At 57.3% G+C, this 25,837-nt stretch carries 22 protein-coding genes; 15 read left to right on the top strand and 7 right to left on the bottom strand.

Annotation, left to right across the window (positions count from 1 at the left end; genetic code table 11):
• Window positions 1-2: 2 nt before the first annotated feature.
• A complete protein-coding gene (locus ACQG11_RS02680; protein WP_045309148.1) occupies window positions 3-359 on the bottom strand; it encodes an ArsC family reductase in 357 nt (118 codons plus the stop codon).
• Window positions 360-746: 387 nt separating this feature from the next.
• Between ACQG11_RS02680 and ypfM the strand changes: the two genes are divergently transcribed.
• Window positions 747-806 carry a protein YpfM gene (gene ypfM, locus ACQG11_RS02675; RefSeq protein ID WP_100181659.1) on the top strand — a complete coding sequence of 20 codons (60 nt, stop codon included), beginning with the start codon at window positions 747-749 and terminating at the stop codon, window positions 804-806.
• Between the two features lie 110 nt (window positions 807-916).
• Here the strand turns inward: ypfM and acrD are convergent, their stop codons facing one another.
• Window positions 917-4,030, bottom strand: a complete 3,114-nt coding sequence (gene acrD, locus ACQG11_RS02670; RefSeq protein WP_022648965.1) for a multidrug efflux RND transporter permease AcrD — start codon at window positions 4,028-4,030, stop codon at window positions 917-919.
• Between the two features lie 141 nt (window positions 4,031-4,171).
• A complete protein-coding gene (gene narQ, locus ACQG11_RS02665) occupies window positions 4,172-5,866 on the bottom strand; it encodes a nitrate/nitrite two-component system sensor histidine kinase NarQ (RefSeq protein WP_426728154.1) in 1,695 nt (564 codons plus the stop codon).
• A 152-nt stretch (window positions 5,867-6,018) separates the two neighbouring features.
• Between narQ and aegA the strand changes: the two genes are divergently transcribed.
• The 3 genes from aegA to ACQG11_RS02650 all read left to right on the top strand — a co-directional run bounded on the left by aegA (window position 6,019) and on the right by ACQG11_RS02650 (window position 9,806).
• Window positions 6,019-7,995 (top strand): formate-dependent uric acid utilization protein AegA, encoded by a 1,977-nt coding sequence (aegA, locus tag ACQG11_RS02660; protein WP_426728153.1) that lies wholly within the window; start codon window positions 6,019-6,021, stop codon window positions 7,993-7,995.
• Between the two features lie 67 nt (window positions 7,996-8,062).
• Window positions 8,063-8,653: a GDP-mannose pyrophosphatase NudK gene (nudK, locus tag ACQG11_RS02655; protein WP_022648962.1), complete on the top strand. Its 591-nt coding sequence runs from the start codon at window positions 8,063-8,065 to the stop codon at window positions 8,651-8,653.
• Window positions 8,654-8,762: 109 nt separating this feature from the next.
• Window positions 8,763-9,806: a DUF1176 domain-containing protein gene (locus ACQG11_RS02650; RefSeq protein WP_023306673.1), complete on the top strand. Its 1,044-nt coding sequence runs from the start codon at window positions 8,763-8,765 to the stop codon at window positions 9,804-9,806.
• Between the two features lie 81 nt (window positions 9,807-9,887).
• Here ACQG11_RS02650 and tkt read toward each other — a convergent pair whose 3' ends face one another.
• Entirely contained in the window at window positions 9,888-11,876 is a 1,989-nt protein-coding gene (tkt, locus tag ACQG11_RS02645) for a transketolase (protein ID WP_022648960.1), read from the bottom strand.
• A gap of 19 nt (window positions 11,877-11,895) precedes the next feature.
• A complete protein-coding gene (gene tal / locus ACQG11_RS02640) occupies window positions 11,896-12,846 on the bottom strand; it encodes a transaldolase (RefSeq protein WP_426728152.1) in 951 nt (316 codons plus the stop codon).
• A gap of 286 nt (window positions 12,847-13,132) precedes the next feature.
• Here tal and maeB point away from each other — a divergent pair, with 286 nt between their 5' ends.
• The gene (gene maeB / locus ACQG11_RS02635; RefSeq protein WP_023300666.1) at window positions 13,133-15,412 is read left to right on the top strand and encodes an NADP-dependent oxaloacetate-decarboxylating malate dehydrogenase; all 2,280 of its coding nucleotides are present in this window, start codon (window positions 13,133-13,135) and stop codon (window positions 15,410-15,412) included.
• Window positions 15,413-15,526: 114 nt separating this feature from the next.
• Here maeB and hemF read toward each other — a convergent pair whose 3' ends face one another.
• A complete protein-coding gene (gene hemF, locus ACQG11_RS02630; RefSeq protein WP_022648957.1) occupies window positions 15,527-16,426 on the bottom strand; it encodes an oxygen-dependent coproporphyrinogen oxidase in 900 nt (299 codons plus the stop codon).
• A complete protein-coding gene (amiA, locus tag ACQG11_RS02625) occupies window positions 16,426-17,301 on the bottom strand; it encodes an N-acetylmuramoyl-L-alanine amidase AmiA (RefSeq protein ID WP_023306670.1) in 876 nt (291 codons plus the stop codon). The genes hemF and amiA overlap by 1 nt, the downstream gene beginning before the upstream one ends.
• Window positions 17,302-17,513: 212 nt before the next feature.
• Here amiA and ACQG11_RS02620 point away from each other — a divergent pair, with 212 nt between their 5' ends.
• From ACQG11_RS02620 to pdxK, 10 genes are all read left to right on the top strand, one after another.
• On the top strand, window positions 17,514-17,939 hold the full coding sequence (locus ACQG11_RS02620) for a GNAT family acetyltransferase (RefSeq protein ID WP_003861292.1): 426 nt from the start codon (window positions 17,514-17,516) through the stop codon (window positions 17,937-17,939).
• Entirely contained in the window at window positions 17,926-18,375 is a 450-nt protein-coding gene (locus ACQG11_RS02615; protein ID WP_023300664.1) for a DUF2919 domain-containing protein, read from the top strand. Before ACQG11_RS02620 ends, ACQG11_RS02615 begins: the two co-directional genes overlap by 14 nt.
• A 63-nt stretch (window positions 18,376-18,438) precedes the next feature.
• The gene (locus ACQG11_RS02610) at window positions 18,439-19,014 is read left to right on the top strand and encodes an RpoE-regulated lipoprotein (protein ID WP_193543918.1); all 576 of its coding nucleotides are present in this window, start codon (window positions 18,439-18,441) and stop codon (window positions 19,012-19,014) included.
• Window positions 19,015-19,106: 92 nt separating this feature from the next.
• Window positions 19,107-20,006 (top strand): Dyp-type peroxidase, encoded by a 900-nt coding sequence (locus ACQG11_RS02605; RefSeq protein WP_426728151.1) that lies wholly within the window; start codon window positions 19,107-19,109, stop codon window positions 20,004-20,006.
• Window positions 20,007-20,182: 176 nt separating this feature from the next.
• Entirely contained in the window at window positions 20,183-21,196 is a 1,014-nt protein-coding gene (locus ACQG11_RS02600) for a sulfate ABC transporter substrate-binding protein (RefSeq protein WP_426728150.1), read from the top strand.
• Complete coding sequence (gene cysT, locus ACQG11_RS02595; RefSeq protein ID WP_022648951.1) at window positions 21,196-22,029, top strand: sulfate/thiosulfate ABC transporter permease CysT; 834 nt, start codon at window positions 21,196-21,198, stop codon at window positions 22,027-22,029. The genes ACQG11_RS02600 and cysT overlap by 1 nt, the downstream gene beginning before the upstream one ends.
• Window positions 22,029-22,904, top strand: a complete 876-nt coding sequence (gene cysW, locus ACQG11_RS02590) for a sulfate/thiosulfate ABC transporter permease CysW (RefSeq protein ID WP_003861305.1) — start codon at window positions 22,029-22,031, stop codon at window positions 22,902-22,904. The genes cysT and cysW overlap by 1 nt, the downstream gene beginning before the upstream one ends.
• The gene (cysA, locus tag ACQG11_RS02585; RefSeq protein ID WP_022648949.1) at window positions 22,894-23,988 is read left to right on the top strand and encodes a sulfate/thiosulfate ABC transporter ATP-binding protein CysA; all 1,095 of its coding nucleotides are present in this window, start codon (window positions 22,894-22,896) and stop codon (window positions 23,986-23,988) included. The genes cysW and cysA overlap by 11 nt, the downstream gene beginning before the upstream one ends.
• Before the next feature lie 67 nt (window positions 23,989-24,055).
• On the top strand, window positions 24,056-24,967 hold the full coding sequence (gene cysM, locus ACQG11_RS02580; protein ID WP_193543920.1) for a cysteine synthase CysM: 912 nt from the start codon (window positions 24,056-24,058) through the stop codon (window positions 24,965-24,967).
• A 5-nt stretch (window positions 24,968-24,972) separates the two neighbouring features.
• Complete coding sequence (gene pdxK / locus ACQG11_RS02575; protein ID WP_022648947.1) at window positions 24,973-25,809, top strand: pyridoxine/pyridoxal/pyridoxamine kinase; 837 nt, start codon at window positions 24,973-24,975, stop codon at window positions 25,807-25,809.
• Window positions 25,810-25,837: the final 28 nt, after the last annotated feature.

Below are 25,837 nucleotides of genomic sequence, written 5' to 3'. Positions count from 1 at the left end.
GACTACACCTCAACGAATAAATCTGAATAAAGGGTTTCACTGAAACCCAGCAGCATAGGCTGACCTGGCTTGCAGAGCAATGGGCGTTTGATGATTGCCGGCATTTCAAGCATCAGTTTGGCTGCGCTGTCGGCGTTGTTGATCGTGGCCCGGAGAGATTCATCCAGTTTTCGCCAGGTGGTCCCGCGGGTGTTCAGCAGCGCTTCCCAGCCCAGTTCATTGATGGCGGAATGGAGAAACGCAGGGTCAAGCCCGTCGGCACGGTAATCATGGAAGCGATAGTCGATGTTGTGTGCTTCCAGCCAGCGGCGGGCTTTTTTAATCGTATCGCAATTCTTAATGCCGTACATCACAACCATAGTGAATCCTTTTGTTCTTGTGTGGGTTAAATGTTCAATATTTTCGAAGATATATCCTTAAGTGGAATATAACATATTCGGAATTTTTCGTGATTTACAATTCTCCATAATTCAACGAACAGCTGTACGCTGAATAGTGTTCCATCTTTTAAGCATAGTTGTCCACTCTGTATAAATTGCCAATAAACTCAGGGGGAAATTAAAAATGCTGTCATTTTTCTGACTATTTCAAAATATTGCTGTGGGTCACATAAAATTTACCCGGCAACGCTCATAGTGATCCTAAACCTACTAGCACAGCGGGGCTCAATCACAGCAATCGGTTAAAGTGACTTCACAATGATGATACGTTTTCGTAGAATGCACATAATAATAAGAGAGGTTGTTATGATTGAACATGAACTGGGGAACTGGAAAGATTTTATCGAAGGCATGCTTCGTAAATGAATTTCCGGTAAGAAATGCAAGAGCACTTAATTAACTAAAATAACCATAGTGTGAAAGAATCACACAATAAAAAGGCGGCCTGTAAAGCCGCCTTTTTTTATTTCAACGGGTTATTCCGGCTTATCCTTCAGCGGGAAACGACGGCGTATCAGCACAAAGAACAGCGGTACGAAATAGATAGCCAGAATCGTCGCGGAAATCATTCCCCCCATAACGCCCGTTCCCACCGCGTGCTGGCTGCTGGAGCCTGCGCCGGAGCTGGTGGCCATCGGCAGGACGCCAAACACAAACGCCAGAGAAGTCATCAGGATCGGGCGCAGGCGCTGACGACAGGCGTGCAGCGTGGCGGCCATCAGTTCGTGACCTTTGGCATTCATCTCATTGGCAAATTCGACGATCAGAATGGCGTTTTTCGCCGACAATCCGATTACGGTGAGGAGTCCGACCTGGAAATAGACATCGTTTTCCAGGCCACGCATCCAGGTTGCCAGCAGCGCGCCGATGACCCCGAGAGGCACCACCAGCATTACCGAGAACGGCACTGACCAGCTTTCATACAACGCCGCCAGGCAGAGGAACACTACCAGCAACGAAAGGGCATACAGGGCAGGCGCCTGCGCGCCGGAAAGCCGTTCCTGGTAGGACATCGCCGTCCACTCCAGGCCAAAGCCGGTCGGTAACTGCTGAACTAGTTTTTCCATAATGTCCATTGCAGTACCGGTACTGACGCCAGGCGCGGCTTCACCGACAATCTCCAGCGCCGAATAGCCGTTGTAACGCTCCAGACGCGGCGAACCGGTCTCCCAGCGTGACGTCGCAAACGCCGAGAACGGCACCATGCCGCCGGTGTTATTGCGCACATACCAGCGGTTGATATCGTCCGGCAGCATGCGGTATTTGGCAGCAGACTGAACGTAGACCTTTTTCACGCGACCGCGATCCATAAAGTCATTCACGTAGCTTGAGCCCCATGCCGTTTGCAGGGTGTCGTTAATGTCGTCGATGGAGACGCCCAGCGCCTGCGCTTTACGCTGGTCGATATCCACCTGTAGCTGAGGGCTGTCATCCAGACCGTTATGACGAACGCGGGTAAGCTGCGGATCTTTCCCGGCCAGCTCGAGCAGTTTATCGCGAGCTGCCATCAACGCGTCATGCCCGGCACCCGCGTGATCCTGAAGCTCCATATCAAATCCGGCTGAGCTGCCCAGGCCACTGATAGCGGGCGGGCTGCTGGCGAAAACGCGCGCTTCCTTGATTTTGTTGAACGCTTTAGTTGCACGTTCAATGATGGCAAAGGAGGAGCCGCTATCGCTGTCGCGCTGGTCCCAGTCTTTCAGGCGCACAAACATACGCGCCACATTCTGCCCGTTACCGCCAGGGCCAGAGCCGACGGTGGAGAAGACGGAGACCACGTTATCCTTCTCCTGAGTATGGAAGTAGTTCTCAACCTTCTGCACCACTTTCAGGGTCTGCTGCTGGGTCGAGCCGCTCGGTAACTGTACGGAGGTGATAAACATGCCGCGATCTTCCAGCGGCAGGAACGAGGTTGGCAGCCGCAGGAATAAGAAGACCATGCCGCCGAGCAGCAGGACATAGACCACCATCCAGCGCACGCTGCGGTGCAGTACTTTACCCACGCCCGCTTCATAGCGCGCCGCATTTCGGTTAAACATGCGGTTAAACCAGCCGAAGAAGCCTTTTTGACCGTGGTGTTCGCCCTTATGCAGCGGTTTGAGCAGCGTCGAGCACAGAGCAGGGGTAAGGATCATCGCCACCAGTACGGAGAGCACCATCGCAGAGACGATGGTGATCGAGAACTGGCGATAAATCGCGCCCGTAGTGCCGCCAAAAAACGCCATCGGGATAAATACCGCCGACAGCACCATGGCGATACCGACCAGCGCACCCTGAATTTGTCCCATCGATTTGCGCGTGGCCTCGCGGGGCGAAAGCCCTTCCTCGCTCATGATGCGCTCGACGTTTTCCACCACCACGATGGCATCATCCACCAGCAGGCCGATGGCCAGCACCATGGCAAACATGGTCAGGGTGTTGATGCTGTAACCGAAGGCATACAGCACCGCAAAGGTTCCCAGCAACACCACCGGCACCGCAATGGTGGGGATCAGCGTGGCGCGGAAGTTTTGCAGGAACAGGTACATCACGAGGAACACCAGCGCGATAGCTTCGAGCAGGGTTTTCACCACATCTTCGATGGAGGCTTTTACGAATGAGGTGGTTTCGTAGGCGACTTTGTACTCCAGTCCGTGCGGGAAGTAATGCGACAGCTCATCCAGACGCTCTAACACCCGCTGCGCGGTCGCCATTTCGTTAGCGCCGGAGGCCAGTTTCACCCCCAGGCCGGACGCAGCATTGCCGTTAAAGCGGCTCAGGTAGTCATATTTTTCCGCCCCCATTTCCACGGTGGCGACATCCCCCAGACGCACTTCCGAACCGTCCTGATTCACGCGCAGAGTGATATTGCGGAACTGTTCAGGCGTCTGGAGCAGCGACTGGGAGTTGATGGTGGCGTTAAGCGCCTGGTTATCCACGGACGGCGTACCACCGAGCTGCCCCACGGCAATCTGAGCGTTCTGCGATTCGATGGCGTCGGTGACATCTTTGGCGGTCATCTGCACGCTGTTCAGCTTGTTGGGATCCAGCCAGATACGCATGGAATACTGCGAGCCGTAGGCGTCGATATCACCCACGCCGTTGATACGGCTGAGCGGGTCCTGAATATTACTGGCGACGTAGTCCGCGATGTCCTGCTTATCCATCGAGCCATCGGTTGAAACAAACGCGATGGTCAAAATATTGGTGTCACCGGTCTTACGCACGGTCACCCCCTGGTTCTGCACCGCCTGAGGCAGTTTACGCAGGGCCGATTGCAGCTGGTTTTGCACCTGCTGCACCGCTTCGTCCGGATCCGTGCCCGCCGTAAAGCTCAGGGTTACCGTCGCCTGGCCCGTGGCGCTGCTCTGCGAGGACATGTACATCAGGTTATCAAGACCCGTCATGTTCTGCTCGATAACCTGCGTGACGGTATTTTCCAGCGTCTGTGCCGAGGCGCCAGGGTAGTTCGCCGTGATACGCACGTTAGGGGGGGCGAGGTCGGGGTATTGCTCAACAGGAAGGGAAGTAATCGCCAGGACACCCGTCAGACACAACAGGATTGCTAGCACCCAGGCAAAAATGGGGCGATCGATGAAAAAATTCGCCATTAAAATGTGACCTCGTTTTGCTGCACGTCATTATTGTTTATTGCCCGCCTAACTTTAGCGGTAAGGCCCAGGTCAAACGTGGAGAAATAAAGGAGATAATGTAAATTATCATGCGCTTTTTTCAGCGCGCCTTCTTTCCCGCTATTTTTCAGCCTGCGCCGCAGGTGTCCGGAACGTCACGCTGACCTGTGTACCGCCCTGTGGCGGCTGAGAAAAGTGTAATGTTCCGCCGAGCCGTCCCGCGCGTTCGCGCATGATATTCAGCCCGTAATGCCCCGGCGGTTCACTGACGTCGCCGATACCAATACCGTTGTCGCGGATCGTGACCGTGTGAGTACCGTCCGCGGTGGTGACGCAGCTGACCACAATCTCGCTGGCGTCGGCATGTTTAATCGCATTCAGCACTGCCTCACGCACAATCTGTAAGAGGTGCACCTGTTTTTGCGCGTCCAGCGCAAGCGATGAGAGACGGCAGTCGAGCACCAGCTTCGCGCTGGTCTGGCTTTGCAAACCGTCGAGAGACTCCTGTAGCGCGGCAGGAAGATTGGCGTGGTTGAGCGTCAGGCGGAAGGTGGTGAGCAGCTCGCGTAGCTGATGCCAGGCGTTATTCAGCTCGCGGGAGAAGTCCGTAATGATGGTCTGCGCCGGGGCATTGTCGCCCGGCACGGCATGCTTCAGCAGCGTAAGCTGAATACGCAAATAGGAGAGCACCTGCGCCAGCGAATCATGCAACTCGCGCGCGATGGTGGCGCGCTCTTCCATCAGCAGCAACTGCTGATAATGTTTCTGCGCCTGATTGAAATAGAGTCCCCGGCCCAGCATCGTCGCCACGCTTTCCATGAGCGGCAGCGGAACATCCCCGGTCGCGCTTTGCCAGCGCAGTTCGCCGTACAGGGTGTCCTGCATTAATACCGGTAAATTGTGCATTTTCTCGCCCGGGGACTCCTGTCCTTCGTAAAGCTGCCAGTCGTCACTGGTGCGCAATTGCAGGTAATTCATCTGCGTATAGTCATGCACAATTTGCAAAATATGCCGGAAGCAGTGGCTGTCTATCTGCCCGGTATTCAACGCCTGTGAGCATTTGAACAGCATTTCAAGCTGCTGATGCGCTTCATTCAGGTGGCGGGTTTTTTCGGCAACGGAGTGCTCCAGGGAACGGTACAGGGTGTGTAATTCCGCCGACATATGGTTGAAGGCGCGGGAAAGCTGGCCCAGCTCGTTGGGAAGCATAATATCCGGCGCGGGGGTATCGAACTGCCCCTGTTCGATACGCTCGCTCGCTGCCACCAGATTATTCAGCGGCAGCACAACCTGACGGCGGATGCGCCGCAGGGTCATCACCGCCAGCAGCAGGATGCCCAGGCCGCCCGTCAGCGACATGAAAATCACCAGCTGTATCTTATGTTCGGTGTAGTGCTGTAGCGCCAGCACAAAGGTATCTATCCGGCCCACAAAATCCTCTATGTGGCTCTGATACCACCCGGTATCGCCGCTGGCGATACGCGTGTCCATCTCCTGCCAGCCAAGCTGCAACTGCTGGTAACGCTGTTTGACGTCCTCTGGCACATACCAGCGGTTTAGCTTCTGCAACGCAGGCGCGCTCAGCGTTTTCTGCCAGACCGCGCGGTGCTCTGCCAGTGACGGGCTGGCGCGCTGCATTTCGTAGCCCAGGCGGTAGCTCTGCATGCGCAGCGATCCGGCGATGTTAATCGCCTCGGCGTCACGCTGGCTGCTGGCGAGTGTAACCAGCGCAATGGCGCTGATCAGAACGGACAAGACAATCATCGAAAAGAAAGCCCGAGCCAGGCTTCCCGATACGGGGCGTTTAACGGTCACTCATCAGCTTCCTGAATTAAATTGATCTGCCACAGGTTCACTGGAAATAGTTCGCCTTCCTGGGCATTTGAACATTGCGTCGCCATGCCGCTGTGGGTAAATACGATAACAATAAAAAGAATAAGGTTATTGAACCAAAAACAGGTGTTGTTATGAATCGTTTTATTATGGCCAACGCTCAACAGTGTATCGGTTGTCGCGCCTGCGAAGTTGCCTGTGTGATGGCGCACAACGGGGAGCAGCACGCGCTGAGCGAGCGCCATTTTCATCCCCGCATTACGGTCCTTACCTCTGGCTTGCGAAAAAGCCCAGTGACCTGCCACCACTGTGAAAATGCGCCCTGCGCGCAAAGCTGCCCGAACGGAGCCATCACGCAACACAGCGACAGCGTACAGGTCAATCAACAAAAATGCATTGGCTGTAAAGCCTGCGTGGTGGCCTGCCCGTTTGGCACGATGGACATGCTGATCACCCCGCTTGAAAACGACAGCGTAAAGGCCTCGGCGCACAAATGCGACCTCTGCCTGGAAAGGCCGCAAGGCCCGGCCTGCGTTGAAAACTGCCCGGCGGAGGTGCTTACGCTCGCCACCCCAGCCGTGCTGGATAAGCTGGTTAAACAGCGCCGACAGCGCAGCGCAAGGCTGGACGCGCTGCCGTGGCACAGCGAGGCGGTTCAATCAGCCCCTCCGCAAACCAAACGGCAACAGATGCAAAACACCCCGGCGCGCGGTGAGCCGGATAAGCTCAGCCCCGACGCGCGCGCCGGCCATTTTAACGAGATCTACTTGCCGTTTCGCCCGGAACAGGCGCAGCGCGAAGCATCCCGGTGCCTGAAATGTGGCGACCACAGCATTTGCGAGTGGACCTGCCCGCTGCATAACCATATTCCGCAGTGGATTGAGCGGATCAGGGCGGGGGATATCATCGGTGCGGCTGAGCTTTCTCACCAGACTAACTGTTTACCGGAAATTACCGGCCGCGTCTGTCCACAGGATCGATTATGTGAAGGCGCCTGCACCCTGCGGGATGCGTCAGGGGCGGTAACCATCGGTAATATCGAACGATATATCTCGGATCGGGCGCTGGCGATGGGCTGGACGCCGGACGTCAGCCACGTTAAACCGGTCGGTAAGCGCGTCGCCATCATCGGTGCCGGTCCGGCAGGGCTGGCCTGTGCCGACGTACTGGTGCGCAGCGGCATCGGTGTGACGGTCTACGATCGCCATCCAGAAATCGGCGGATTGCTGACCTTTGGTATTCCGGCCTTCAAGCTGGATAAATCCCTGTTAGCGCGGCGCAGAGAGATATTCAGCGCGATGGGTATCCGCTTCGAGCTGAACTGCGAGGTGGGAAAAGACGTGTCGATGGTCCAACTGCAAAACGACTACGATGCCCTGTTCATCGGCGTAGGGACCTATCGTTCCATGAAAGCAGGTATCCCTCATGAAGACGCGCCGGGCGTGTACGACGCGCTGCCGTTTTTAGTGGCGAACACGCGGAACGTGATGGGCCTTGATCCTGCCGCAGACGAGCCGTTTATCGACACGCAGGGGTTAAACGTGGTGGTGCTGGGCGGGGGCGATACGGCGATGGACTGCGTGCGCACCGCGCTGCGACATGGCGCGGCGAAAGTAACCTGCGCCTATCGGCGGGACGAGGCCAACATGCCGGGCTCAAAGAAAGAGGTTAAAAACGCGAAAGAAGAGGGCGCGGCGTTTGAATTTAATGTCCAGCCGGTTGAGCTCACGCTGGATGACGACGGGAAGGTCAAGGGTATCCGGATGCTGCGCACCCGTCTGGGCGAGCCGGATGCGCAGGGGCGGCGTCGTCCTGTCCCGGTGGCGGGCAGTGAGTTTGTCATGCCAGCGGATGCGGTGATCATGGCGTTTGGGTTTAATCCGCACGCCATGCCGTGGCTTCAGGCGCAGGGCGTCGAAACCGACGACTGGGGGCGCATCAGGGCCTCCGTGGAGAGCCGTTATCGTTACCAGACCTCGAATCCGCAGATTTTTGCTGGCGGTGATGCGGTACGTGGTGCGGATCTGGTGGTCACCGCGATGGCGGAAGGGCGCCATGCCGCGCAGGGGATCATGGACTGGCTTGGCGTGCCGCCGCGCAACATGCATTAACGCAGACGGGCGACAAAGCGGGCATCACGGCGTAGTATAAACAGACTCATTTTGCCGTGGAGCCCGTATGTCCCTGAACATTACCGTTATTAAAGACAAAATCCTTTCTGAAAATTACTTTGTCCTGCGTAACATCACTTACGATCTCACCCGTAAGAGCGGGGACGTCATTCGCCATAAACGCGAAGTCTACGACCGGGGCAATGGTGCAACCATTCTGCTGTATAACCGTGAAAAGCAAAGCGTGGTGCTGATCCGCCAGTTTCGCATCGCGACATGGGTCAATGGCAACGCGGACGGACGTCTGATTGAAACCTGTGCAGGTCTGCTGGACGACGATGAGCCGGAAGTGTGTATCCGCAAAGAAGCCATTGAAGAGACGGGCTTTGAGGTGGGGGCGGTGCAGAAAGTCTTTGAGCTGTTTATGTCCCCTGGCGGGGTTACCGAGCTGGTTCACTTCTTCATTGCGGAGTACACCGATGCCCAGCGCACGCACCGGGGCGGTGGCGTGGACGATGAAGACATTGAAGTGCTGGAAATGCCTTTCGCTCAGGCTGTCGACATGGTGAAAAGCGGCGAGATCCGCGACGGTAAAGCGGTGATCCTGTTGCAGTATCTGCAAACCAGCGGTTTGATGAATGCTGCGTCGGTAGCGTGATAAGTTGTATTTCAGATAAATCTATCCGATAAATCCGATTGAGCCAGCCCGCCCAGGGCACGAAGATACGCCCCAGATTGACCTATTCGTTTCCGGGGCTGTGCCGTTCATGCGCTACTGCGTTATTTTTCTCTTCTTCATTTGCGTGCTTCCCGCACCTTTGGTGTGGGCTGCGCCTGCGCAGCAGTCTTTTTCAGACTGGCAGGTGACCTGCAATAACCAGAATTTCTGCGTAGCGCGCAACACCGGCGAGCATCGCGGTCTGGTCATGACGCTGAGCCGCAGTGCGGGGGCAAAAACGGACGCCAGCCTGCGCATCGATCTCGGCGGTCTTTCGACGCCTCCGGTGAAAGAGCCTGACATTGCCCCGCGCCTGCTGCTCGACAATGTGCCGCTTCAGCTCACGTCGCAACACTGGCAGTTAACCCCCTGGCATCTTAAAACAGACGATACGGGCACCATCACCACGTTTCTGAAAACCATTCAGGAGGGGCAGGCGCTGACCCTGCGCGGGGGGAAGCAGACAATCTCTCTGGCCGGTCTGAAAGCGGCGCTGCTGTTTATTGATGCCCAGCAAAAACGCGTCGGAAGTGAAACGGCATGGATTAAAAAAGGAGATAGTCCACCGCTGAGCGTGCCGCCTGCGCCGGCATTAAAAAAGGTGGCAGTGGTGAACCCCACGCCAACGCCGCTGACGCATAACGAACTTAACGATCTGCTGGATTACGGTACCTGGCGCATGAACCACAGCCAGTGCTCCCTCGATCCGAACCGGCGTGAAGTGCGCGTGACCGCGTTGACCGATGACAAAGCGCTGATGATCATCAGCTGTGAGGCGGGGGCGTACAACACCGTCGATCTGGCGTGGCTGGTGTCGCGTAAAAAACCGTTTGCTGCCAGAAGCGTGAGATTGCGCCTGCCGTTTACCCCTTCCAGCCAGAGTAGCGACATGGAGCTGATGAATGCCAGCTTCGATGAAAAAACGCGCGAGCTGACCACGCTGGCACTGGGACGCGGGATTGGCGACTGTGGGATCCAGACCCGCTGGCGTTTTAACGGCCAGCGCTTCCGCCTGGTGCGCTACGCGGAAGAGCCAAGCTGCGATAACTGGAATGGGCCAGATGCCTGGCCCACGCTGTGGATCACAAGGTAGGGCGCTGTCGCTTACCCGGCCTACGTTTTAGCGATTTGTAGGCCCGGTAAGTCGTAGCTGCCACCGGGCACGAAGACGGCACTACAGCACGCTCAGCGCCTTCTCCACCACGTTCTCAACGGTAAAGCCGAAGTACGGGAACAGCTTATCGGCCGGGGCGGATTCACCGTAACCCTTCATGCCGACAATCGCCCCTTTCAGACCCACATATTTGTACCAGTAGTCGGCAATGCCAGCTTCAACCGCCACGCGCGCCGCGACGTTTGAAGGCAACACCGATTCGCGGTACGCCTCATCCTGGGCATCAAAGATATCCGTTGAAGGCAGGGAAACCACGCGCACCGCGTGACCCTCGGCGGTCAGTTTCTCGGCCGCTTTTACCGTGATTTCCACCTCTGAACCGGTGGCAATCAGGATCACGTCCGGTTTACCGCCGCTGTCTTTCAGGATGTACCCGCCGCGGGCGATATTTTTCACCTGCTCCGGCGTGCGCTCGATCTGCGCCAGGTTCTGGCGCGACAGGATCAGCGCTGTGGGTCCGTTATGGCGCTCTACGGCCAGCTTCCAGCCCACAGCCGCTTCAACCTGATCGCACGGACGCCAGGTACTGAAGTTTGGCGTCAGGCGCAGGCTCGCCAGCTGCTCTACCGCCTGGTGCGTCGGCCCATCTTCACCCAGTCCGATGGAGTCGTGGGTATACACCATGATTTGCCGCGCCTTCATCAGGGCCGCCATACGCGCCGCGTTACGGGCATATTCGACAAACATCAGGAAGGTGGCGGTGTACGGCACGAAGCCGCCATGGTGGGCGATACCGTTGGCAATGGCGGTCATCCCGAACTCGCGCACGCCGTAGTGGATATAGTTTCCGGCAATGTCTTCCTTCAGGGATTTAGAGCCAGACCAGATGGTGAGGTTACTTGGCGCCAGATCCGCCGAGCCGCCCAGCAGTTCGGGCAGGACAGGGCCAATCGCGTTCAGGGTGTTTTGTGACGCCTTACGGGTGGCAATTTTCGCCGGGTTAGATTGCAGGTTTTCAATCAGCGCCTGAGTTTTCTCTTCCCAGTCTTCCGGCAGGCCACCGCTCATGCGGCGGTTAAATTCGGCCGCCAGCTCTGGATACGCTTTTTTGTAGGCAGCAAACTTCTCGTTCCAGGCCTGCTGCGCTTTTTCACCTGTTTCGCGAGCATCCCAGGCCCTGTAGATCTCTTTTGGGATCTCAAAGGCCGGGTGTTTCCAGCCCAGTTTCTGGCGGGTCAGCGCCACTTCCTCTTCACCCAGCGCCGCGCCGTGCGCCTCTTCTTTACCCGCTTTGTTCGGCGAGCCGAAGCCGATGGTGGTGCGGCAGACGATCAGGGACGGTTTGTCCTTTACGCTCTGCGCTTCCTGAATCGCTTTTTTCACCGCCTCAGGATCGTGACCGTCGATTTCGTGCACCACGTGCCAGTGATAGGCTTCAAAGCGTTTTGCCGTGTCGTCGGTAAACCAGCCCTCGGTTTCCCCGTCAATGGAGATACCGTTGTGATCGTAGAAGCCAATCAGCTTGCCCAGCCCCAGGGTGCCCGCCAGCGAGCAGACCTCGTGGGAGATCCCCTCCATCAGGCAGCCATCACCCATAAAGACATAGGTGTAGTGATCGACAATCTCGTGGTCGGGCTGGTTGAACTGCGCGGCCAGCGTACGCTCTGCAATCGCCAGGCCGACGGCATTCGCCAGCCCCTGTCCCAGCGGGCCGGTAGTGGTTTCAACACCCGGCGTATAGCCGATCTCCGGGTGGCCCGGCGTTTTGGAGTGCAGCTGGCGGAAGTTTTTTAACTCCTCAAGCGGCAGGTCGTAGCCGGAAAGGTGCAGCAGGCTGTAGAGCAGCATCGAGGCGTGACCGTTGGAGAGAATAAAACGGTCGCGATCGTACCAGGTCGGATCGGTCGGGTTGTGCTTCAGGAAGTCGTTCCACAGCACTTCGGCAATATCAGCCATACCCATGGGGGCGCCAGGGTGGCCGGAATTGGCTTTTTGTACGGCATCCATGCTGAGGGCGCGAATGGCGTTGGCGAGCTCTTTACGGGACATAGTTCACTCCGTGGCAAGGTTAAAGTTTGGCGGCGAGAAGATCTTCGAGTTTGCGCTGGTCGACGGCGAACTGGCGGATGCCATCTGCCAGTTTTTCCAAGGCCATTGGATCCTGATTGTGCTCCCAGCGGAATTCCGCTTCGGTCATGGGTTTCGGTTTGGGCAGAACGGTAGAGGTCGGTACCAGCTTGCGGATCACCGTCTCTTCACTCTCCTGAAGCTTTTTCAGCAGGTCAGGAGAGATGGTCAGACGGTCACAGCCCGCGAGCGCCAGGATCTGCTCGGTGCGGCGGAAGCTGGCCCCCATCACGATGGTCTCGTAGCGATGCTGCTTGTAATAATCGTAGATATTACGCACCGATTTTACGCCAGGATCTTCTTCCACCACGTACGGATCCATTGGCTGTTTCGCCTGATACCAGTCGTAGATACGCCCGACAAACGGTGAAATCAGGAACACGCCCGCTTCGGCGCAGGCACGCGCCTGGGCGAAGGAGAACAGTAGCGTCAGGTTGCAGTGGATCCCCTCTTTCTCCAGCACTTCCGCCGCGCGGATGCCTTCCCAGGTAGACGCAAGCTTGATCAGAATGCGTGACTTATCGATCCCCTGCTCCTGGTAGAGTTCCACTATGCGGCGGGCCTTGTTAATGCTTTTTTCCTGGTCGAACGAGAGCCGGGCGTCCACTTCGGTAGAGACGCGTCCCGGTATGCTTTTAAGAATTTCCGCACCGATATTGACCGCCAGCTTGTCGCTGGCTTCGGCGACCTGCTGTTCCTGCGTTTTCCCGCGCTGTTTGCCGTAGGCAAGGGCGTCATCAATCAGATGACTAAAGTGCGCAAGACCGGCCGCCTTGAGTAGCAGAGAGGGATTGGTGGTCGCGTCTTCCGGCTGGTAGTGACGAATCGACTCGATGTCGCCGCTGTCTGCAACCACGGTGGTAAATTGTTTGATGCCGTCTAGCTGGTTCATAATTACTCCTTGGAAATAAAAGAGTTAGTCGAGTGCGTTAGTTCACACTTCTGAGAAAATCATGATGGACTTAACAAAAAAGCATAGCAGACGGGGGAGGCATTGCTTTCTGAGACGGGTAACATGGCTGTTATAAATTGATAACAATTTTTATTCTGCAATGGTGAGAGTTTGGCAGCCTTCAAAGTTTAGGAGCCTGCCTGCGGCGATACTATGCGGCACACCAGGGTGTGCATAGGAACGTCGACATCACCCTTTTTGACCGAAACGTGAAAGGAATAACAAGATGGATGATCAGTTAAAACAAAGCGCTCTCGATTTTCACGAGTTTCCTGTTCCGGGTAAAATCCAGGTATCCCCGACCAAACCGCTGGCGACCCAGCGCGATCTGGCGCTGGCCTACTCGCCGGGCGTGGCTGCTCCGTGCCTGGAAATCGAAAAAGATCCGCTGGCAGCGTACAAATACACCGCGCGCGGTAACCTGGTGGCCGTTATCTCTAACGGTACGGCGGTGCTGGGGTTAGGGAACATCGGTGCGCTGGCTGGTAAGCCGGTGATGGAAGGGAAAGGCGTTCTGTTTAAGAAATTTGCCGGTATCGACGTCTTCGATATCGAAGTGGACGAACTGGATCCGGATAAATTCATCAACGTGGTGGCGGCGCTGGAGCCGACCTTCGGCGGCATCAACCTGGAAGACATCAAAGCGCCGGAATGTTTCTATATCGAGCAGAAGCTGCGCGAGCGTATGAACATTCCCGTGTTCCATGACGACCAGCACGGCACGGCGATTATCAGTACCGCCGCCATTCTGAACGGCCTGCGCGTGGTAGAGAAAAATCTCTCCGACGTGCGCATGGTGGTCTCCGGCGCAGGCGCCGCGGCCATCGCCTGTATGAACCTGCTGGTGGCGCTGGGCATGCAGAAGCATAATATTGTGGTCTGCGACTCCAAGGGCGTGATCTACAAAGACCGCGAGCCAAACATGGCGGAAACCAAGGCGGCCTATGCGGTGGAAGACGACGGCAAGCGCACGCTTGAAGACGTGATTGACGGTGCTGACATTTTCCTCGGCTGTTCAGGCCCGAAAGTGCTGACCCAGGAGATGGTGCAGAAGATGGCGCGCGCGCCAATGATCCTGGCTCTGGCGAACCCGGAGCCGGAAATTCTGCCGCCGCTGGCGAAGGCGGTGCGTGAAGACGCTATCATCTGCACCGGACGTTCGGACTACCCGAACCAGGTGAACAACGTGCTCTGCTTCCCGTTCATCTTCCGCGGGGCGCTGGACGTCGGCGCTACGGCGATCAACGAAGAGATGAAGCTGGCTGCCGTTCATGCTATCGCAGAGCTGGCGCACGCCGAGCAGAGCGAAGTGGTGGCCTCCGCCTACGGCGATCAGGATCTGAGCTTCGGCCCCGACTACATCATCCCTAAACCATTTGACCCGCGTCTGATCGTGAAGATCGCGCCAGCGGTGGCCAAAGCGGCGATGGACTCCGGCGTGGCGACGCGGCCGATTGAAGATTTCGATGCCTACGTCGATAAACTCACCGAGTTCGTTTACAAAACCAACCTGTTTATGAAGCCGATCTTCTCCCAGGCGCGCGCCGACGCGAAGCGCGTGGTGCTGGCGGAAGGGGAAGAGGCGCGCGTGCTGCATGCCACGCAGGAGCTGATCACCTTAGGGCTGGCGAAACCGATCCTGATTGGTCGTCCGAGCGTGATCGAGATGCGTATTCAGAAGCTCGGCCTGCAAATAAAGCCGGGCGTGGACTTTGAGATCGTTAACAACGAATCCGATCCGCGCTTCAAAGAGTACTGGAACGAATACTATTCGATCATGAAGCGTCGCGGGATCACCCAGGAGCAGGCGCAGCGGGCGGTGATCAGCAACACCACGGTGATCGGCGCGATCATGGTTCATCGCGGTGAGGCGGATGCGCTGATCTGCGGCACCATCGGCGAGTACCATGAGCATTTCAGCGTGGTACAGGAGATCTTCGGCTATCGCGAGGGCGTCCATACTGCCGGCGCAATGAACGCGCTGCTGCTGCCAAGCGGTAACACCTTTATCGCCGATACCTACGTCAACGACGATCCCTCCCCGGACGAACTGGCGGAAATCACCGTGATGGCGGCGGAAACCGTGCGCCGCTTTGGTATCGAGCCGAAAGTGGCGCTGCTGTCGCACTCAAACTTCGGGTCATCCAAATCCGCGGCGGCGTGCAAAATGCGCCAGACGCTGGACCTGGTGCGCGAGCGTGCGCCGGAGCTGATGATCGACGGCGAGATGCACGGCGACGCCGCGCTGGTGGAGAGTATTCGTAATGAACGTATGCCGGACAGCCCGCTGAAAGGCTCGGCGAACGTGCTGATTATGCCGAACGTGGAAGCGGCGCGTATCAGCTACAACCTGCTGCGCGTGTCGAGTTCTGAAGGTGTGACCGTCGGGCCGGTACTGATGGGGGTGTCAAAACCGGTACATGTGTTAACGCCGATTGCCTCCGTGCGTCGTATCGTCAACATGGTGGCGCTGGCGGTGGTTGAGGCACAGACGCAGCCGCTGTAATTTATTGCCCTCGCCCCTCACCCTAACCCTCTCCCCATAGGGGAGAGGGGACTGCTCTGAGCCGTCTTTTCACCCTCGCCCCTTTGGGGAGAGGGCCGGGGTGAGGGGTAAGGGTTAAACCCAGTCCCGAACCTTAATAAACTCACTCAAGGCAGCCTCCGGGCTGCCTTCTTTTGGCGCGTAGCTGTATTCCCAGCGCACCAGCGGCGGCATCGACATCAGAATGGACTCCGTGCGCCCGCCGGTTTGCAGGCCAAACAGCGTCCCGCGATCCCACACCAGATTAAACTCCACATAGCGCCCGCGACGGTAGAGCTGGAACTCACGCTCGCGCACGCCGTAGTCGGTGTCTTTGCGGCGTTCGACAATCGGAAGATAGGCGTCGGTAAAGCCTTCACCCACCGCGCGCATAAAGCTGAACGCGGTATCAAAATCCGGCGTGTTGAGATCGTCAAAGAACAGCCCGCCGATGCCGCGCTGCTCGTCGCGATGCTTCAGATAGAAATAATCATCGCACCACTTTTTGTATTTCGGGTAAACGTCTTCGCCAAACGGCAGGCAGAGGTCGCGCGCGGTGGTGTGCCAGTGCACGGCGTCCTCTTTAAAGCCATAGTAAGGCGTTAAGTCGAAACCGCCGCCAAACCACCAGACCGGATCGGCTCCCGGTTTTTCCGCGATGAAAAAGCGCACGTTGGCGTGGCTGGTTGGCACAAACGGGTTATGCGGATGCACCACCAGCGATACGCCCATCGCCTCGAAGCTGCGGCCCGCCAGTTCAGGCCGATGCGCCGTGGCGGACGCTGGCATTGCATCACCGTGGACGTGGGAGAAGTTGACCCCGGCCTGTTCAAAAATACCGCCGTTACGCAGCACGCGGCTGCGCCCGCCGCCGCCCGCTTCGCGCTGCCAGGTGTCTTCCTGGAATTCACCGCCGTCTGCGGCGGTCAGTTTCTGGCAAATCGCGTCCTGGAGCTGCATCAGGAAAGTTTTGACCAGCTGTGCATTCGGTTTCATCAACGTTTCCTGGAGTGCGCTTTTTGATTATCGAACCAGTTGAAATAACTGATGACCCCGGAGGCGATGGCGTTCGCGATCTTCTGACGAAACGCCTTAGTGCCGAGTAAACGCTCTTCTTCCGGGTTGGTAATGAACGAGGTTTCCACCAGCACGGACGGAATAGACGGTGACTTCAGCACCACAAACGCGGCCTGCTCGGTGCTTTTACTGTGCAGACGGTGCACGGGCTTAATCCGTTTGAGGATATGCGAGCCGAGCGTCAGGCTGTTTTTGATGGTATCGGTCTGCACGAGATCGAACAGAACCTGCTGCAACAGATGGTCTTTGTCGGTGGCTTTTTTCCCGGCCACTTCATCCGCCCGGTTTTCGCGATCGGAGAGGTATTTCGCCATGGCGCTACTGGCGCCACGGTTGGAGAGCGCAAATACCGAGGCGCCTGCGGCGGAAGGGTTTGTGAAGCCATCCGCGTGAATGGACATAAACAGGTCTGCGCCGTGCTTGTGGGCAATCTCCACGCGATCGTACAGCGGGATAAACGTGTCGCCCGTGCGCGTCAGGCGGGCGTCAATACCGTTGCTGCGTAAAATTGCGCGCACATTTTTTGCAATTGCCAGCACGACGTGTTTTTCTTTCGACCCGTTTCGGCCAATGGCGCCGGTGTCGATCCCGCCGTGGCCCGGATCGAGCATGACCAGACGCTTTGCGCCAGCTTTTTTGGTTTTCGGCTTGCTGTGTCCGTTACTGGTTTTAAGCGTGCTCTCTTCTTTTGCCTGAGCCTGCTTTGCGATACCCGATAACGTTAAGGCCGCCAGCCCCGCTTTGAGAACCTGACGACGCGATGTGAGTGCTTTTAATGGTTTGAATGTGCTCATGCGGCCTGAATTGTAAAAATTGGGGTCCTGGTGTTATATCGTATCGTGTTTCCCGTTACGACAGTCCTTATTGAGAATTGTTTTACTTTTCATTTCAATACGTGACAAAGTGACATTATGCCAAATTTTGGCGAGTTTTTCCCCGGTTATTGGCTAAACGCCCTGTTCACGCCATAATCACTGTTTTTAAACCCGAAAAGGCGGTTAATACCATGGAGATACGCGTTTTTCGCCAGGAAGATTTCGAAGAGGTGATCACCCTTTGGGAGCGCTGCGATCTGCTGCGTCCGTGGAACGATCCGGAAATGGACATCGAACGGAAGGTGAATCACGACGTCAGTCTGTTTCTGGTCGCTGAGGTCAACGGCGAAGTGGTCGGGACGGTGATGGGTGGGTACGACGGCCACCGCGGCTCGGCCTACTATCTGGGCGTGCACCCGGAATACCGCGCGCGCGGCATCGCCAACGCGCTGCTTAACCGTCTGGAAAAGAAACTGATCGCCCGTGGCTGCCCGAAAATCCAGATTATGGTCCGGGAAGATAACGACGTGGTGCTGGGCATGTATGAACGTCTGGGCTACGAGCACGCGGATGTACTGACGCTGGGTAAGCGCCTGATCGAAGATGAAGAGTACTGAGTTCCACCCTGGCGACTACGACGTTCACGGTCGTCTGCGTCTGCCTTTTTTGTTCTGGTGCGTTCTGCTGTTGCAGGCCCGCACCTGGGTGCTGTTCGTGATGGCTGGCGCGTCGCGCGGGCAGGGCGATACGTTACTGAATCTCTTTTATCCCGATCACGATGCGTTCTGGCTGGGGTTACTGCCGGGCGTACCGGCGGTCCTGGCGTTTCTGTGCAGCGGACGGCGGCAAGCCATTCCTCGCTTCTGGCGCGCGCTTCGCTGGCTGTTGATCCTGGCGCAGTTTGTGCTCCTGGTCTGGCAACCCGTGCTCTGGCTGTACGGCGAGCCGCTTTCCGGTATCGGGATTGCACTGGTGGTGGCGGATATTGTCGCGCTGCTGTGGCTGGTCACGAATCCCCGTTTACGCGCCTGTTTTACGCAAGAGCCAGATTAAAACGGCACTTTTTGTCGATACTGCACTCCAACAAGCGTTGATTTACTACGTAAGGACGTCTCAATGAAATCGCTGCGTTTACTTTTATGCGCTCTCCCGCTGGCGTTAACCGGCTGTTCCACGCTCTCATCCATCAACTGGTCTGCGGCCTATCCGTGGAACTGGTTTGGATCCTCAATGGAAGTGACCGAGCAGGGCGTGGGCAAAATCACCGCCTCGACGGCGCTGGATCAGGATGCCATTCAGGATGCCATCGGCAGTGATTATCGCCTGCGCAGCGGCATGAAAACCGAGAACGGCAACATCGTGCGCTATTTCGAAGCGTTGAAAGATGACAAGGTGGCAATGGTCATCAACGGCGATAAAGGTACGGTCAACCGCATTGCGGTGATGGATGAAGAGATCCCGACCTCAGGTGGCGTGATGGTGGGAACGCCGTTTGGCGAACTCTATCAGAAAGCGTTTGGCCACTGCGCCAGTGTGCCATCGGAGGAGAGTGTGGCGGTCGAGTGTAAGGCCGACGGCAGCCAGCATATTAGCTATGTGTTCAGCGGCACCTGGAACGGTCCGGAAGGGTTAATGCCGTCTGACGACACCCTGAAAAAGTGGAAAGTGAGCAAAATTATCTGGCAGCAGTAATTTGCGCCTGAGCAAGCCGCCTCGCTGAAATCCGGGTATAATAGCCGCCATCAATGCCACGCTGTCGTGGCATCTTTATTTCAGGAGGAGCGATGTCTCAGGTTCAGAGTGGCATTTTGCCAGAACATTGCCGGGCGGCGATTTGGATTGAAGCCAACGTCAAAGGGGACGTGGATGCCCTGCGCGCGGCCAGCAAAGTTTTCGTTGATAAACTGGCCACCTTCCAGGCCAAATTCCCCGAAGCCCATCTGGGCGCGGTGGTCGCCTTTGGCAGCACCGTCTGGCGTCATCTGAGCGGCGGCGAAGGCGCAGAAGAGCTGAAAGACTTTATTCCTTATGGCAAAGGTCTTGCGCCCGCCACCCAGTATGACGTTCTGATCCATATCCTCTCCCTGCGTCACGACGTGAACTTTTCTGTCGCTCAGGCTGCGATTGAGGCCTTTGGTGACAGTATCGACGTGCAGGAAGAGATCCACGGTTTCCGCTGGGTGGAAGAGCGCGATTTGAGCGGCTTCGTCGACGGCACCGAAAACCCGGCCGGGGAAGAGACGCGTCGCGAGGTGGCTGTAATCAAGGATGGCGTGGACGCGGGCGGCAGCTATGTGTTCGTCCAGCGCTGGGAGCATAACCTCAGGCAGCTTAACCGCATGAGCGTGCATGACCAGGAGATGATGATTGGCCGTACCAAAGATGCCAATGAAGAGATTGACGGCGATGCGCGTCCGGTCACTTCCCACCTGTCCCGCGTTGACCTTAAAGAAGACGGTAAGGGGCTGAAGATTGTTCGCCAGAGCCTGCCGTACGGCACCGCGAGCGGTAAGCACGGCCTGTACTTCTGCGCTTACTGCGCACGCCTCTACAACATCGAACAGCAGCTGCTGAGCATGTTTGGCGATACCGACGGTAAGCGTGACGCCATGCTGCGCTTCACCCGCCCGGTGACCGGCGGCTACTACTTTGCGCCGTCCGTTGAGCGCCTGCTGGCGTTGTAAATCGCTCTCCATTCGTAGGCCGGGTAAGCGTGAGCGCCACCCGGCAATTTCTCCCGCACCTCTTATTCCCTTTTCTGCTTCTAAATCACCAAACGGTATATAAAACCGTTACTCCTTTAGACTCCGTTATAAATATTATGACTATAAGATAGTCATCACATTTATAAGGGTGCGCAATGGCCGTTACTGTACTGAAAAAAGGATCGCTGGCACTGGCAGGTTTACTGCTGGTGGCGCAGGCGCAGGCAACCGAGTTGCTGAACAGTTCTTATGATGTTTCGCGCGAGCTGTTTGCCGCCCTTAATCCCGCATTTGAACAGCAGTGGGCGAAAGAGAACAACGGCGACAAGCTGACCATCAAGCAGTCGCACGCTGGCTCATCTAAGCAGGCGCTGGCCATTTTGCAGGGGCTGAAAGCGGACGTGGTGACCTACAACCAGGTCACGGACGTGCAGATCCTGCACGACAAAGGCAAACTGATCCCGGCGAACTGGCAAAGCCGCCTGCCGAACAACAGTTCGCCATTTTACTCCACCATGGGCTTCCTGGTGCGCAAGGGCAACCCGAAGAACATCCACGACTGGAAAGACCTGGTGCGTTCAGACGTAAAGCTGATCTTCCCGAATCCGAAAACCTCCGGCAACGCACGTTACACCTACCTGGCGGCGTGGGGCGCGGCGGACAAAGCTGACGGTAACGATAAAGCGAAAACCGAACAGTTTATGACCCAGTTCCTGAAAAACGTCGAGGTGTTTGATACCGGCGGTCGTGGCGCAACCACCACCTTCGCCGAGCGCGGGCTGGGCGACGTACTGATCAGCTTTGAATCCGAAGTGAACAATATTCGTAAACAGTACGAAGCGCAGGGCTTCGAAGTGGTTATCCCGAAAACGAACATTCTGGCCGAGTTCCCGGTGGCGTGGGTGGATAAAAACGTTAAGGCTAACGGCACAGAAAAGGCGGCGAAAGCCTACCTGAACTATCTGTACAGCCCGCAGGCGCAGACCGTTATCACCGACTACTACTACCGTGTCAACAACCCGGACGTGATGAGCAAGCTGAAAGACAAATTCCCGCAGACCGAGCTGTTCCGCGTGGAAGATCATTTCGGCGCCTGGCCTGAGGTCATGAGAACGCATTTTGTCAGCGGCGGTGAGTTGGACAAACTGCTGGCAGCGGGGCGTAAGTAATGTTTGCAGTGTCCTCCAGACGTGTGCTGCCGGGCTTTACCTTAAGCCTCGGGACCAGCCTGCTGTTCGTCTGTCTGATTTTGTTATTACCGCTCAGCGCGCTGGTGATGCAGCTCGCTGAGATGAGCTGGTCCCAGTACTGGGAAGTGATTACTAACCCGCAGGTGGTGGCGGCCTACAAGGTCACCCTGCTGTCTGCGTTCGTGGCCTCGATTTTTAACGGCGTGTTTGGCCTGCTGATGGCGTGGATCTTAACTCGCTATCGCTTCCCGGGCCGCACCCTGCTCGACGCGCTGATGGATCTGCCGTTTGCCCTGCCGACGGCGGTTGCCGGTTTGACGCTGGCGTCGCTCTTCTCCGTGAACGGGTTTTACGGTGAGTGGCTGGCGAAGTTTGATATCAAAGTGACCTATACCTGGCTCGGTATCGCGGTGGCCATGGCCTTTACCAGCATCCCGTTTGTGGTACGTACCGTGCAGCCGGTGCTGGAAGAGTTAGGACCCGAATACGAAGAGGCCGCAGAAACGCTCGGCGCCACGCGCTGGCAGAGTTTTCGCAAGGTCGTGCTGCCGGAACTCTCTCCGGCGTTGCTGGCGGGTATTGCGCTCTCCTTTACCCGCAGCCTCGGTGAATTTGGCGCGGTCATTTTTATCGCCGGGAACATCGCGTGGAAAACCGAAGTGACCTCGCTGATGATTTTTGTCCGTTTGCAGGAGTTTGATTATCCGGCCGCGAGTGCGATTGCCTCGGTGATCCTTGCTGCGTCGCTGCTACTGCTGTTCTCGATTAACACTCTGCAAAGTCGCTTTGGTCGACGTGTGGTAGGTCACTGATGGCGGAAGTTACGCAATTGAAGCGCTATGACGCGCCCCGCATCAACTGGGGCAAATGGTTTCTGATTGGTACCGGCGTGCTGGTCTCCGCATTCATTCTCGTTGTGCCGATGGTGTACATCTTCGTCCAGGCCTTCAGCAAAGGGATTATGCCCGCGCTGCAAAACCTGGCCGATCCGGACATGCTCCACGCCATCTGGCTGACGGTCATGATTGCCCTGATCACCGTCCCGGTGAATCTGGTGTTTGGCGTATTGCTGGCCTGGCTGGTAACGCGCTTTAACTTCCCGGGGCGTCAGCTGCTGCTGACCCTGCTGGATATCCCGTTTGCGGTGTCACCGGTGGTGGCGGGTCTGGTTTATCTGCTCTTCTACGGTTCCAATGGCCCGCTGGGCGGCTGGCTGGATGAACACGACCTGCAGATCATGTTCGCCTGGCCGGGGATGGTGCTGGTGACCGTCTTTGTCACCTGTCCGTTCGTGGTACGCGAGCTGGTGCCGGTGATGCTCAGCCAGGGCAGCCATGAAGATGAAGCCGCGGTGCTGCTCGGCGCTTCCGGCTGGCAGATGTTCCGCCGCGTCACGCTGCCGAATATCCGCTGGGCACTGCTTTACGGCGTGGTGCTGACTAATGCCCGTGCGATTGGTGAGTTTGGTGCGGTGTCGGTGGTATCCGGCTCGATTCGCGGCGAAACCCTGTCGCTGCCGTTACAGATTGAATTACTGGAACAGGACTACAACACCGTCGGTTCCTTTACTGCCGCAGCGTTACTGACGCTGATGGCGATTTTGACCCTGTTTTTGAAGAGTGTGGTGCAGTGGCGTTTAGAGAATCAGGAAAAACGTCAGCATCAGGAGGGAAATCATGAGCATTGAGATTGCCAATATTAAGAAGTCTTTTGGTCGCACCCAGGTGCTGAATGATATCTCGCTGGATATCCCTTCCGGACAAATGGTGGCGCTGCTGGGACCGTCTGGCTCCGGTAAAACCACGCTGCTGCGTATTATCGCCGGGCTTGAGCACCAGACCAGCGGACATATCCGCTTCCACGGTACGGACGTAAGCCGTTTGCATGCCCGCGACCGTAAAGTGGGTTTTGTATTCCAGCACTACGCCCTGTTCCGCCACATGACGGTATTCGACAACATCGCGTTTGGTTTGACCGTACTGCCGCGTCGTGAGCGTCCGAATGCGGCCGCCATCAAAGCGAAAGTGACCAAACTGCTGGAGATGGTGCAGCTGGCTCATCTGGCGGACCGCTTCCCGGCACAGCTTTCTGGCGGGCAGAAACAGCGCGTGGCGCTGGCGCGTGCGTTAGCCGTGGAACCGCAAATCCTGCTGCTGGACGAACCGTTTGGCGCGCTGGATGCGCAGGTGCGTAAAGAGCTCCGCCGCTGGCTGCGTCAGCTTCATGAGGAACTCCAGTTCACCAGCGTTTTCGTGACCCACGATCAGGAAGAGGCGATGGAAGTAGCCGACCGCGTGGTGGTGATGAGTCAGGGCAACATTGAGCAGGTTGACGAGCCAGAGCAACTCTGGCGTGAACCGGCGACCCGCTTTGTGCTGGAGTTTATGGGGGAAGTAAACCGCCTTCAGGGTACTATTCGCGGCGGTCAGTTCCACGTTGGCGCGCACCGCTGGCCGCTGGGGTATACCTCCGCGCACCAGGGGCCGGTGGATCTGTTCCTGCGCCCGTGGGAAGTGGACGTCAGCCGCCGTACCAGCCTGGACTCACCGCTTCCGGTGCAGGTGCTGGAAGCTAGCCCTAAAGGTCACTACACCCAATTAGTGGTACAGCCCCTGGGCTGGTACACCGAGCCGCTGACCGTGGTTATGCGTGACGACGAGCCGCCGCACCGGGGGGAACGCCTGTTTGTGGGGCTGCAACACGCGCGCATTTATCACGGCAACGAGCGCATCGAGACGCGCGAGGATATTGCTCTGGCGGAGTCAGCCTGATAGGTTATTGAGTATGTTTTTCGCCCGGTGGCGTGATGCTTACCGGGCTTTTTATTGAGTAAAAAACGTGAATACACTCGAACACACCATCGGCAACACACCTCTGGTCAAACTTCAGCGCATGGGGTGTGACAACGGCAGCGAAATCTGGGTCAAACTTGAAGGCAATAACCCGGCGGGGTCGGTGAAAGACCGGGCGGCGCTGTCGATGATTGTTCAGGCCGAAAAGCGCGGCGAAATAAAGCCCGGCGACGTGCTGATCGAAGCCACCAGCGGTAACACCGGTATCGCACTGGCGATGATAGCCGCCCTGAAAGGCTATCGTATGACGCTGCTGATGCCGGATAACATGAGCCAGGAGCGCCGTGCCGCCATGCGTGCCTACGGGGCCGAGCTGATTCTGGTGAGCAAAGAGCAGGGTATGGAAGGGGCGCGAGATTTAGCGTTAGCGATGGCGGAGCGCGGGGAAGGCAAGCTGCTCGACCAGTTTAATAACCCGGACAACCCGTACGCGCACTACACCACCACCGGCCCGGAAATCTGGCAGCAAACCGGCGGGCGCATCACCCACTTTGTCTCCAGCATGGGGACCACGGGCACGATCACCGGTGTGTCACGTTTTTTGCGCGAGCAGGAGCAGCCGGTGACGATTGTCGGCCTCCAGCCGGAAGAGGGAAGCAGTATTCCGGGCATTCGCCGCTGGCCCGCGGAGTATATGCCGGGCATCTTTAATGCGCAGCTTGTGGACCAGGTGCTGGATATTCATCAGCGCGAGGCGGAAAATACCATGCGTGAGCTGGCCGTGCGTGAAGGCATCTTCTGCGGCGTCAGTTCGGGTGGCGCGGTAGCGGGGGCGATTCGGGTGGCTAAGGCAAACCCGGGTGCAGTAGTGGTAGCGATTATTTGCGATCGCGGCGATCGCTACCTGTCGACCGGCGTCTTTGGTGAAGAGAGTTATTCGCAGGGGGCGGGGATTTAAGCGTCATGGAGATGATTTTATTCCGGGATAACACCCGGGCGCAGCAAACCGATATTGTCGCCGTTCAGTCGCAGGTGGTGTACGGCAGTGTGGGAAACAGCATCGCGGTGCCAAATATTCGCACCCATCGACTGAACGTTACCGCCGTGCCGACGGTGCTGTTCAGCAATACGCCGCACTACGACACCTTCTACGGCGGGGTGATCCCGGACGAGTGGTTCAGCGGCTACCTGAAGGCGCTGGAAGAGCGCGAGATCCTGCGCGAGCTAAAAGCGGTCACTACCGGCTATATGGGCAGCGCCAGCCAGATCGTGCTGCTGGCGCAGTGGCTGAAGGCGATCAAAGTGCAACATCCCGATCTGCTGGTGCTGGTCGACCCGGTAATCGGAGACATCGACAGCGGGATGTACGTGAAGCCGGATATTCCTGAAGCCTACCGTGAGCACCTGCTCCCGCTGGCCCAGGGCATTACGCCCAACGTGTTTGAGCTGGAAGTGCTGAGCGGCAAACCGTGCCGTACGCCGGAGAGCGCCATTGCCGCCGCGCAGGGGCTGCTGTCTGACACGCTTAAATGGGTGGCGATCACCAGCGCGCCAGTGGCTGACGATCCGCAAAATATCCACGTCGTGCTGGTGAGCGAGGAGGGCGTTACCGTAAGCGCACACCCGCGCGTTGAGACGGACCTGAAAGGGACGGGGGATCTGTTCTGTTCGGAGCTGGTGAGCGGTATCGTCGGCGGTAAAACCGTGGCCGACGCCATTCGCATGGCGGGCGACAGGGTGACTGACGTGATGATCTATACGCAGTCGAAAGGCTACGACGAGCTTATTCTGCCTGCATAAACAAAAATGGCGCCCGAAGGCGCCATTT

It is taken from the genome of Enterobacter cloacae complex sp. 372C4 (assembly GCF_050030615.1).
GTDB lineage: Bacteria > Pseudomonadota > Gammaproteobacteria > Enterobacterales > Enterobacteriaceae > Enterobacter > Enterobacter intestinihominis.
This window is presented reverse-complemented; position numbering and strand designations above follow the sequence as displayed.

Excerpts from the sequence above, each read along its gene's own strand:
- ACQG11_RS02680 (WP_045309148.1), bottom strand. The coding sequence starts at position 359 with ATGGTTGTGATGTACGGCATTAAGAATTGCGATACGATTAAAAAAGCC.
- acrD (WP_022648965.1), bottom strand. The coding sequence starts at position 4,030 with ATGGCGAATTTTTTCATCGATCGCCCCATTTTTGCCTGGGTGCTAGCA.
- aegA (WP_426728153.1), top strand. The coding sequence starts at position 6,019 with ATGAATCGTTTTATTATGGCCAACGCTCAACAGTGTATCGGTTGTCGC.
- nudK (WP_022648962.1), top strand. The coding sequence starts at position 8,063 with ATGTCCCTGAACATTACCGTTATTAAAGACAAAATCCTTTCTGAAAAT.
- ACQG11_RS02650 (WP_023306673.1), top strand. The coding sequence starts at position 8,763 with ATGCGCTACTGCGTTATTTTTCTCTTCTTCATTTGCGTGCTTCCCGCA.
- tkt (WP_022648960.1), bottom strand. The coding sequence starts at position 11,876 with ATGTCCCGTAAAGAGCTCGCCAACGCCATTCGCGCCCTCAGCATGGAT.
- tal (WP_426728152.1), bottom strand. The coding sequence starts at position 12,846 with ATGAACCAGCTAGACGGCATCAAACAATTTACCACCGTGGTTGCAGAC.
- maeB (WP_023300666.1), top strand. The coding sequence starts at position 13,133 with ATGGATGATCAGTTAAAACAAAGCGCTCTCGATTTTCACGAGTTTCCT.
- hemF (WP_022648957.1), bottom strand. The coding sequence starts at position 16,426 with ATGAAACCGAATGCACAGCTGGTCAAAACTTTCCTGATGCAGCTCCAG.
- amiA (WP_023306670.1), bottom strand. The coding sequence starts at position 17,301 with ATGAGCACATTCAAACCATTAAAAGCACTCACATCGCGTCGTCAGGTT.
- ACQG11_RS02620 (WP_003861292.1), top strand. The coding sequence starts at position 17,514 with ATGGAGATACGCGTTTTTCGCCAGGAAGATTTCGAAGAGGTGATCACC.
- ACQG11_RS02615 (WP_023300664.1), top strand. The coding sequence starts at position 17,926 with ATGAAGAGTACTGAGTTCCACCCTGGCGACTACGACGTTCACGGTCGT.
- ACQG11_RS02610 (WP_193543918.1), top strand. The coding sequence starts at position 18,439 with ATGAAATCGCTGCGTTTACTTTTATGCGCTCTCCCGCTGGCGTTAACC.
- ACQG11_RS02605 (WP_426728151.1), top strand. The coding sequence starts at position 19,107 with ATGTCTCAGGTTCAGAGTGGCATTTTGCCAGAACATTGCCGGGCGGCG.
- ACQG11_RS02600 (WP_426728150.1), top strand. The coding sequence starts at position 20,183 with ATGGCCGTTACTGTACTGAAAAAAGGATCGCTGGCACTGGCAGGTTTA.
- cysT (WP_022648951.1), top strand. The coding sequence starts at position 21,196 with ATGTTTGCAGTGTCCTCCAGACGTGTGCTGCCGGGCTTTACCTTAAGC.
- cysW (WP_003861305.1), top strand. The coding sequence starts at position 22,029 with ATGGCGGAAGTTACGCAATTGAAGCGCTATGACGCGCCCCGCATCAAC.
- cysA (WP_022648949.1), top strand. The coding sequence starts at position 22,894 with ATGAGCATTGAGATTGCCAATATTAAGAAGTCTTTTGGTCGCACCCAG.
- pdxK (WP_022648947.1), top strand. The coding sequence starts at position 24,973 with ATGGAGATGATTTTATTCCGGGATAACACCCGGGCGCAGCAAACCGAT.